Annotated in this window: 9 protein-coding genes and 1 pseudogene; 3 read left to right on the top strand and 7 right to left on the bottom strand. The window is 65.6% G+C overall.

What is annotated here, in order from left to right:
* Positions 1 to 561: 561 nt before the first annotated feature.
* From JOY88_RS17915 to JOY88_RS17900, 4 genes are all read right to left on the bottom strand, one after another.
* Positions 562 to 1,029 carry a hypothetical protein gene (locus JOY88_RS17915; protein ID WP_293503984.1) on the bottom strand — a complete coding sequence of 156 codons (468 nt, stop codon included), beginning with the start codon at positions 1,027 to 1,029 and terminating at the stop codon, positions 562 to 564.
* 118 nt (positions 1,030 to 1,147) lie between these two features.
* Positions 1,148 to 2,170, bottom strand: coding sequence for a DctP family TRAP transporter solute-binding subunit (locus tag JOY88_RS17910; RefSeq protein ID WP_293503983.1), 1,023 nt, complete (start codon positions 2,168 to 2,170; stop codon positions 1,148 to 1,150).
* Between the two features lie 41 nt (positions 2,171 to 2,211).
* On the bottom strand, positions 2,212 to 3,015 hold the full coding sequence (locus JOY88_RS17905) for a substrate-binding domain-containing protein (RefSeq protein WP_293503982.1): 804 nt from the start codon (positions 3,013 to 3,015) through the stop codon (positions 2,212 to 2,214).
* 154 nt (positions 3,016 to 3,169) lie between these two features.
* A complete protein-coding gene (locus JOY88_RS17900) occupies positions 3,170 to 4,243 on the bottom strand; it encodes a porin (RefSeq protein WP_293503981.1) in 1,074 nt (357 codons plus the stop codon).
* Between the two features lie 104 nt (positions 4,244 to 4,347).
* Between JOY88_RS17900 and JOY88_RS17895 the strand changes: the two genes are divergently transcribed.
* On the top strand, positions 4,348 to 5,280 hold the full coding sequence (locus JOY88_RS17895) for a LysR family transcriptional regulator (RefSeq protein WP_293503980.1): 933 nt from the start codon (positions 4,348 to 4,350) through the stop codon (positions 5,278 to 5,280).
* A gap of 457 nt (positions 5,281 to 5,737) precedes the next feature.
* Here the strand turns inward: JOY88_RS17895 and JOY88_RS23215 are convergent.
* Together JOY88_RS23215 and JOY88_RS17885 are read right to left on the bottom strand one after the other, a co-directional pair.
* Positions 5,738 to 6,108: pseudogene (locus JOY88_RS23215) on the bottom strand (transposase); the annotation flags it as partial.
* 29 nt (positions 6,109 to 6,137) lie between these two features.
* Entirely contained in the window at positions 6,138 to 6,419 is a 282-nt protein-coding gene (locus JOY88_RS17885; protein ID WP_293503979.1) for a metal/formaldehyde-sensitive transcriptional repressor, read from the bottom strand.
* 80 nt (positions 6,420 to 6,499) lie between these two features.
* Between JOY88_RS17885 and JOY88_RS17880 the strand changes: the two genes are divergently transcribed.
* A complete protein-coding gene (locus JOY88_RS17880) occupies positions 6,500 to 7,591 on the top strand; it encodes a nickel/cobalt efflux protein RcnA (protein WP_293503978.1) in 1,092 nt (363 codons plus the stop codon).
* Positions 7,592 to 7,835: 244 nt separating this feature from the next.
* Here JOY88_RS17880 and JOY88_RS17875 read toward each other — a convergent pair whose 3' ends face one another.
* Entirely contained in the window at positions 7,836 to 8,054 is a 219-nt protein-coding gene (locus JOY88_RS17875; RefSeq protein WP_293503977.1) for a hypothetical protein, read from the bottom strand.
* 239 nt (positions 8,055 to 8,293) lie between these two features.
* On the opposite strand from JOY88_RS17875, the gene JOY88_RS17870 reads away from it, so the two are divergent.
* On the top strand, positions 8,294 to 8,740 hold the full coding sequence (locus JOY88_RS17870) for a universal stress protein (RefSeq protein WP_293503976.1): 447 nt from the start codon (positions 8,294 to 8,296) through the stop codon (positions 8,738 to 8,740).
* Positions 8,741 to 8,744: the final 4 nt, after the last annotated feature.

The raw sequence follows: 8,744 nt of genomic DNA, 5'->3' as shown, positions 1-8,744 counted from the left end.
AGCTCATGTACAGGGCTGTACTCCGAGTCGTATCCTTGACTTGTAGGACTGCTGAGGACTTGGTCATTTCCATACTCCTTGACAACAGAGAACTGGAATTCGTTTGTAGCTCAAGGGGAAACCTGAGCCGTCCTACATAGCATCTTTCTATCGACAACTTGGCTATGTAGATTCGCTCTGGGCAGAGGCCCAGGCGAAGAATCACGCGCCCAGGATTAAGGCAGGTGGGCGGCAGCCTACCGTGAAAATGATTCGGGACATCTTGGCCCCTTGAGCTAGAGCCACTGAGGGCGCTAGTTGCAGTACGCCAGACCATCGTCGTGCCCGAAGGTGACGGTTCTCCCACCATCATCGTACGCCCAGTATCAGCGCTGCTTTTTCCCGTGGTTCTCGACAGGACAGTAAGCAGCCGTGGCACCTTGAACGGGACTTGGCCCATGCCCGTCAAGCAACTGCAACTTGCGGGGACTGGAACAGCGAGCGTTCAGCGGTGCGCGCGGGGTCGATCAGGTTGCGGCACCGAGGGTTCGACAGTCGCCGGGGGCGATGACCCAAGGGCAGTCAGCGATCGGCGTGCGCCGTGGCATGCATCAGTGTCTGCAAGCGCGCCAGTTGCCGGGCATGGACCTCCGAGAAGGCTTCCGGATCCGAGACGGCGTAACCGCCGTATCCATAAACCCACGAATAGGCGGCATAGGCGGCAGCCTCGATGGCTTGACCGCGCACGGCTCTGGCCAGCGCATAGGTCGCGGAGACGGCGGCATGCCGTGTTCCGTCGATCGATCCTGAACCCGGATGGCTGGAGGCCAGCGACATCATCGCTGTCGCCAGGTCGTTCAGTTCGGCTTCTGCCTCCGGCCCGAAGTGGGCCAGGCACGCTCGGAAACTTTGAAGGATAGCGATGACTTTATCGCTCTCCAGGTTGTCGGCCACATCTTCCACGCAGGCCAGGCCGAAGTGCAGGGCCAGATCGCGATGGCCTCCGGACGAATTCAATTCGTCGGCGATCTTCTGGAGTCCGGGATGCATGCAAGTCTCCGCGATTCAGCCACGGCCTGTATCACAAGCCATTCGCCCGCAAGGCAGGTGCGACGATTGTCCGTGGGTGAAGCCTGGCCGTCCACAGGGATGCAGGAGCCGCCAGCGATCACCGCTTGCCGGCGTTGAACCCCGTGGCCTTATACAAGGCCTGCATGGTGTCACGACCGAGACGCCCCTCCATGTCTTTGTGGGTCTGCACCATCACGGCGCGGATGGCTTCGCGTTCGGCCGGCGTCGGCTCGACCAGCGCGGCCTTGCCGGCCGCCTTGATCTTGTCGTAGGCGTTGCGCTCTTCGGCCAGGGTCAGGCCGTTGGCGTAGGTGGAGGCGTCAGCCATGGCGGACTCCAGCGTCTCCCGAAGGTCCTTTGGCAGTCCCTCCCAGAACTTGCGATTGACCACCACCGCGTAGGCCTGGTGCGAGTGATGCAGCAGCGTCACGTACTTCTGCACCTCGAAGAGCTTCTGCGTGTAGACGTTGGACAGCGTCACGTCGGCCCCGTCCACCACGCCGGTTTGCAGCGCCTGATAGACCTCGGAGAAAGCCAGTGTCTGGGGCATGACGCCGACGGCCCGCATTTGCGCGTCGATCACCTTCGACGAGTTGATGCGGATCTTCAGGCCCTTGAAGTCTTCCGGCTTGCGCAGCGGCTTGTTGGCGGTGATGACGCGAAAGCCTGCGTCCCAATAGGCCAGGCCGTGCACACCCTTCACGTCCAGCTTCTTCAGCATCGCAGCACCGAAATCGCCGCCGACAGCCTTCTGATAGCTGGCCTGGTCCGGCGTGACGAAGGGCAGGTCGAAGACCTCGAACTCCTTGACGCCGAACGGCCCGAACTTGGACACCGAGGGCGCCAGCATCTGCACCGAGCCCAGTTGCAATGCCTCCAGCTCTTCCTTGTCCTTGTAGAGCTGACTGTTGGGATAGACCTCGATCCTGACCCGACCCTTGGTGCGTTCCTCGGCAAGCTTCTTGAAGCGCTCGGCACCCTGGCCCTTGGGCGTGTCCACCGCGGCCACATGGCTGAACTTGATGATGATGGGCGCCGACTGGGCTTGGCTGAGTGTGGGCACCAGGGCGCAAGTCAGGCCGATGGCCAGGCTGGTCTGCAGGAAAGTGCGACGTGTCATGAAAGGTCTCCGAATCGGTGGGAAAGTGCGCGAGCGGCGGCTCAGCGTTGTGCGGCTGTCAAGCCGGTGGCGTTGATGACGGGGGCCGCATCGGGCGACGCCAGGAAGCGGATCAGGGCCTGACCTGCCTGCGCGTGGGCGGCGCCCTTCACGACCGCGGCCGAGAACTGGGTCACTTCCTGTGCGTCTTCGGGCAGCAGGCCGACCACATCGATCCCCTCGATGTGCTGCAACTCGCTGAGCTGCTGGAAGCCAAGCTCAGCTTCGCCACGCGCCACGACCTGGCCCACCGGTTCGGCGGGGATCATGCGCGCCTTGCCCTTCAAGGACTCGGACAGGCCCAGTCGCGGGAACAGCACCTGAGAAAGGTAGACCCCACTGGCGCTGTCGGAGTAGGCGATGGACTTGGCCGCGAGCAGCGCTTGCTTGAGCTGCTCCACCGTGGCGATGGCGGGGGGCGGCGCGCCACGACGCACGGCCAGGGCGATCCGCGAGCTGGCGAGCACCGTACGGGTGGCGCCGTCGAGCTGGCCCAGCGCCACGAGCTGATCCAGGGCGCTGCCCACCATGATCACCACGTCGATGGGCTCCTGTCGAGCGAGCCGTTGGGGGATCGCGTTTTTCGTCTCGCCCATCGACGGCCCCCAGCCGCTGACCAGGGTGTGCCCCGTGGCCTTCTCGAAGGCCGGGGCCAGCGCCTTGTAGGCCGAGGCGAAGCCGCCGGAGCTGACGACGCGCACCTCGTCGGCCCGGACAGCCGGCGCGGCCAGCATCAGCAGCAGGTTGGCGAGGAGGACGAGGGCGAGGCGAGCCAGCGAGCGCTGGCCGGGTTGCGTGGGGTTCATGGCTTGTCTCCTGTTTGTCAATGGATCAGAGGGCTGGACCGAGTCCAGGCGGCGCGGCCGGGCCGCTCTGCGTGGCGCCGTCGATGAGGTGAGGCGGGACGTGGCGCAGGTCTCACCGGCTCGCCCGGCCGGCATCCGTGGCTCGAGGCCCCGCTCAGAAGTTGTGGCGCACTCCGGCTTCGAAGGCCTTCGAGCTGCCGCCGGCGACCATCGTCGTGCCCCCCGGGATCGAGAAGCTCGCCTTGCCGTCGTTGTCGATGCGAGCCGCTTGGGCATAGAGCGCCGACCGCTTGGACAGGTTGTAGACCGCACCGAGTCCGATCTGCGTCGCATCGTTGGCGTCGATCACCGTCGCGCCCACCGTGCCCTTCATGTTGGCCCGCAGGTAGGACGCCTTAAGCTCGACCTGGCCCCAGGTCACCACGCTCGAAAGCAGCAAGAGGGTCTGCTCGGACAGGGCTTGCTCATACTTGCGCAGCGCGGCGTTCATCCGCACCTGGCCAACGGTCCCGTTCACGGCGAGCAGCGTGTCCTTGAACTTGCCGGACGCCGTGAGTTCATTGGAGGTGACCACGCGGCTCGCATGCGCGCCGAATGAGGCGCTCTGCCATCCGAGGCGGCCGCCGATCAGCTTGTCCTGGCCATTCGCCGCGGTTCCACCTTCGCCGGCCGCCACCATCAAGCCCCCCTCGAACCCACCGAGGTCGGACGGCAGGAGGAACTCCACGGCGTTGCTGGATCGGACCGTCGTGTTCGGGCCCGTGCCGAATGCGCTTCGGATGGGTCCTTGCTGAGACGAAGACGAGAAATTGTTCGATCCCGCCACGCCGACGTGTGAGTAGGGGTCGTGGCGTACCCAGATGGCATAGGTCGGCACATAGTCGCGGCCCAGGCGAAGCTCACCGATACCGCGGCTCGACAGCGACAAGGTGGCGCGACGGTCGAAGAACTGCGTACCGCCCGTGCTGGTGCCGGTGTCGATGTTGGTGCCGGACTCCAGCCAGAAGCCCGCTGCAAGGCCTCCACCGAGGTCTTCGTCCCCGCGAAAGTAGAGGCGACTCGTCTGGTTGGATCCGCTCACCAAGGACTTGATGGAGCCGCCGCCATCGTTGTGGACGTAGCGGACGGCCGAGTCGAGGAGGCCGCCGACGACGATGCTGCTCTGAGCGACGGCACCGCCGCCCGCGAGGGAAAGGAGCGCCGCCGACAGGATGTGTTTCCGCTTCAAGAGTGTCTCCGTTGTGTGTTGCAGGCGCTTGATGGCCTGCTTGTGAAGCGATGGTGCAACGGGCACACTATTTTGTTAAGTGCATTATTTGGAACCACTATTCCGTGAAGCGCATCAATCTGACGTTGGATGAAGTCCAGGCCTTCGTGGCCGTGGCACATGCCGGCAGCTTCAAGGGGGCGGCCGACGCGCTGTTCCTGTCGCAGCCCGCCCTCAGCCGTCGGATCGACAAGCTGGAGCAGGTGCTGGAGGTGCGGTTGTTGGAGCGCACCACGCGCCGGGTGGCATTGACACCGGAGGGGCGGGAGTTCCTGGCTCACGCCGAGCGCGGCCTGGCGGCCCTGCGCACCGGGGTCGACGAGGTGGAGCGGGAAGTGGCGCGCCGTGCCGCGAGCCTCACGGTGGCCTGCATCCCGACGGTGGCCAGTGCGTTGCTGCCGCGAGCCTTTGCCCGGTTGGCCGCCGACCACCCCGGCCTGCGCTTGCGCATGCTGGACGAGGGGGCGCCCGAGGTCTTGCGCGCAGTGCAGTCGGGCGAGGCCGAACTCGGCCTGAGCTTCACCGGCGCCTCGCATCCCGAGATCGACTTCCAGCCGCTGCTGACCGAGGACTATGTGCTGGCCCTGCGGACCGACCACCCCTTGGCGCAGCGCACTGTCCTCAACTGGCGCGACTTGTTGGCGGAGCCCATGGTGGCGGTGGCCGGTGACAGCGGCAACCGCGTGCTGATCGATCAGGCGCTGTCGCGCCTGAAGCAGCGGCCTATCGTGCAGTTCGAAGCCAACCACGTGTCCGGCGCCCTGGGCCTGGTGGAGGCGGGGCTGGGTGTGGCGGTGGTGCCTCGGCTGGCGCTGTCCCTGCGGGCCGGCGCGGCTTTGTTGGGGGTGTCGCTCAGGCAGCCGCGTATCGAGCGCACGCTGGGCCTGATCACTCGCCAGGGCCGGCGCCTGGGGGCTCCAGCGCAAGCACTGGTGCAGGCGCTGCGGCGTGAACTGGCGATGCCGCTCAGCGCCTCGTCAGCACGCACCGCCGGGTGAGCCCTGCGCTCGGGGGATGGGAGGCCTGCTGTCGCTGCGAAGCGACGGTCTAGCGGCGATGGTCGCTCGAGGCTGACAGATGCTCATCCGCCACGGTAGCTTAAGCGCCCGCTAATGTTTAGTTTTGTTCAACACCTGCCCGCGCGACAGGCCAAGGGTGCGAACGACTCCGGCGTGAAGGGCAGGTGTAGAGCAAGACTCGAGGGAGGAAACCGCGGCGCACGTGGTGCTGTTGATCGAAGCTTTGGCGATTGCTGGCGCGCGGCGGCGCGGAGCATGCGAGCTCGATGAGCACGCGGGCTCGTTGCGGCGAAGCGAATGTTGGCGAAGGTGCGCGAGATCGCGCTCAGCGCGGGGCCCGGCGCATTGAACGCGAGGCGGCCACGCCGACGCGTGGAGCATCGGCGAGTTGGTGTGGCGTTGGCAGCGGGGAGCGTTCATGACGTTGGCCGAGGTGGGGCGCGCGAATCGTCTCGCCGCGCTCGAAGGTCTGCATGATGACCATTGCGTGGCCGCGGTGCCGGCAGACGAAGGTCGGCCGCGCAGCGGCCAGCGAATCCTCGCGGGGCAGCGTTCCTGCGCCGGCACTTGCAGGCAGTGCCGTGCGAGAGTCAGGTTGACGCTGCGACTGCAGTTGGCCAGCAGCCCGTAATGGCGGATGCGATGCAAGCCGCCGGGCAACACGCGCAGCAGGAAGCGGCGCATGAACTCGCCCGGGTCGAGCGTCATGGCCTCGTAGCGGATGCGGCCCTTGGCGTGGTAGTCCTTCCAGCGGAAGGTCACCCCGCACTCGTCCAGCCCGATGAGGCGGCTGTTGGAGATGTCGACAGTGCGATCGCTGGACCGGCATGCGGCAGTCAGCGCATATAGGTGCGCAGGGCGGACACGACCTCCTCGATCTCGTCCTGGCGCTGCTCAGGCGTGAGGTTTTCGCCCGCCACGTGCTCGCGCAGGTGGCCCTCCAGCACTTCGGCCATCAGGCCGGTCACGGCGCCACGAATGGCAGCGATCTGCTGGAGCACGCGGCCGCAGTCCATGTCCTGGCTGCCGCCGATCAGGCGCTCCAGCGCCTCGGCTTGGCCCTTGATGCGGCGAACGCGAGCCAGCAGGCTCTTCTGGCCTTTGACGGTATGGGTCATCTCTCGAGAATATAGGGTACTGGGGTACAGTACATTCAAATCAATCTGCGCGGCAGCCATCAGGCCAGTCCGACCCGATCATGACCGAATTTGCAAGCCTGCTGCAGCAAGGCAATGCCTGGGTCTTCGTCCCGAGCGCCATCCTCTTGGGCGCCCTGCACGGACTGGAGCCAGGGCATTCCAAGACGATGATGGCGGCCTTCATCGTCGCCATTCGGGGGACGCTGGGCCAAGCGGTGCTGCTGGGGTTGTCGGCCACGGCGTCGCACACGGCCGTGGTCTGGCTTGTCGCCCTTGCCGGCCTGCATTTCGGGCAGAACTGGAATGCCGAGACTACGGAGCCATACTTTCAGGTCGCTTCGGCAGCCCTGATTGTCGGCGTGGCCGCCTGGATGCTGTGGCGGACCTGGCGCGAACAGTCCGCGGGCCACGATCACGATCACGACCACGGACATGCTCACGACGAGACGAAACGGGTGGATACCGGCCACGGTGCGGTTCGCCTCGAGATCTTCGAGCGGGGCGTGCCGCCGCGATTCCGGCTTTACAGCGAGAAGGGGCGGCCTTGGGCTGCCGCCGAGGTCGGACTCACGATATCCCGGAGCGACGGATCGACGCAGGCCTTTTCCTTCGTCCAGCGAGAGGGCTTCCTGGAATCCGTGGCCGAGATTCCGGAGCCTCACGAGTTCGAGGCGCGGTTGAGCCTGGGGCACGAGGGGCACCGGCATGACTATGACCTGGACTACCAGGAGCACGACCATCCTCATGAAGGCCTGGTGCTTGGTGACCTCGAGATCCAGGATGCGCATGAGCGGGCGCATGCCAATGACATCAAACGCCGCTTCGCCAACCGCGATGTGACGACCGGACAGATCGTGATTTTCGGACTCACGGGTGGGCTGATCCCTTGCCCGGCATCGATCACCGTGCTGCTGCTGTGCCTGCAGCTCAAGCAAATCACTCTCGGTGCGGCTCTGGTGCTGTGCTTCAGCATCGGACTGGCGGTCACGATGATCGCCTCCGGCGCCATGGCGGCGCTGAGCGTCAAGCATGTCTCCAAGCACTGGAGCGGCTTCGGGGCATTCGCGCGCAAGGCGCCGTACCTCTCGAGTGCCTTGATCCTGCTGGTGGGGCTCTACATCGGCTTTGAGGGCCTGCGCGCACTTGCGTGAAGGCTTCCCGCAGCCGTGACGCTTCAGGTCGGCCGCTGCGGGCCGGACGAGGATGGGTCTCGCTGCCCCCGCAAGTCGGCAGGGCGGTGCTTTTGCTGGGAGTCTTGCGGGCTTGGACTCGGAAAGGCCCGGGAGGCTAGCCGTTGGCCGCGGGACCGTGCCAAGCGCGCTTGGAGGCATTGGCGGTCATGCAGCCGGTCGTCAGGACGAGGCTGGCGCTGGAGACGCGTTCTGCAGACTCGATTCAATGCAGAGGGGTGCGGACCTGAGGACAGTCGAACTCGCGGCCGATCATGGCGCGCGCATAGAGGTAGTTCTGGCGCGCGCACTCGCTGAGCTCGTCCAGATCGACCCGTCCCTGCAGGTCGCAGGGGAAGGCGTAGCCGCGGCCCTCGTTGAACAACGAGCAAAAGCGCAGTTCGTAGTGCCGCTCGTCGCGGCTGGCGATTGTCGAAGCGCCCATCACGACTCCTGAATTAGCATCCGACCAGGGAAGCTTAGGCCGCCAATGCAAATCGCCCGTCACAAGCGGTCGACGGCGTGGAACAGTGCGTGAACAGCCGATGAACAGTCGGTCGACGGACTCTAGTCGCCAAGGCAGGTGCCGAGGCCGCACGGCGCTTGACGGCGATCAACTGGCGAAGAGCCGCATTGCCCTAAGGTGACGTCACGGCCCTCGCGGCATTCACCTGAAGGCGACGTATGTATCAGCGCATCCTCGTTCCCACCGACGGGAGCACCACGTCCGAAAAGGGACTGACAGAAGCGATCACGCTTGCCAAGCTGAGCGGTGGACGCATCCGGCTTATCCACGTCGTCGATGCAATGTCAGTCGCGATTGGCGCGGATGGATTTGCAAGCTACGCAGCCGAGGTGCTGCCGCTGCTGCGCGATGCGGGGAACCAGATCCTCCAAGGCGCGCGAGGCCGCGTCGAGGCGGCTGGGATCGAGGTCGATGACACGCTGCGCGAAGTGCTGTCCGGCCGCGTTGCCGATCAGATCGTGGAGGAGGCCGCCGCCTGGAAGGCCGACCTGATCGTCATCGGCACGCATGGTCGCCGCGGGGTGCGCCGGCTCTTCCTCGGCAGCGATGCCGAGCAGATACTGCGATCGGCGACGGTGCCCGTCATGCTGGTTCGGGGAGAGTGACCGC

The organism is Roseateles sp., assembly GCF_019237615.1.
GTDB lineage: Bacteria > Pseudomonadota > Gammaproteobacteria > Burkholderiales > Burkholderiaceae_C > Pelomonas.
Note: the sequence above shows the minus strand (reverse complement) of the source record. Positions and strands in the feature narration are given on the sequence as shown.

What these genes read in the sequence shown, in the direction of transcription:
- JOY88_RS17915 (WP_293503984.1), bottom strand. Translation starts at nt 1,029, where the DNA reads ATGCATCCCGGACTCCAGAAGATCGCCGACGAATTGAATTCGTCCGGA.
- JOY88_RS17910 (WP_293503983.1), bottom strand. Translation starts at nt 2,170, where the DNA reads ATGACACGTCGCACTTTCCTGCAGACCAGCCTGGCCATCGGCCTGACT.
- JOY88_RS17905 (WP_293503982.1), bottom strand. Translation starts at nt 3,015, where the DNA reads ATGAACCCCACGCAACCCGGCCAGCGCTCGCTGGCTCGCCTCGCCCTC.
- JOY88_RS17885 (WP_293503979.1), bottom strand. Translation starts at nt 6,419, where the DNA reads ATGACCCATACCGTCAAAGGCCAGAAGAGCCTGCTGGCTCGCGTTCGC.
- JOY88_RS17880 (WP_293503978.1), top strand. Translation starts at nt 6,500, where the DNA reads ATGACCGAATTTGCAAGCCTGCTGCAGCAAGGCAATGCCTGGGTCTTC.
- JOY88_RS17875 (WP_293503977.1), bottom strand. Translation starts at nt 8,054, where the DNA reads ATGGGCGCTTCGACAATCGCCAGCCGCGACGAGCGGCACTACGAACTG.
- JOY88_RS17870 (WP_293503976.1), top strand. Translation starts at nt 8,294, where the DNA reads ATGTATCAGCGCATCCTCGTTCCCACCGACGGGAGCACCACGTCCGAA.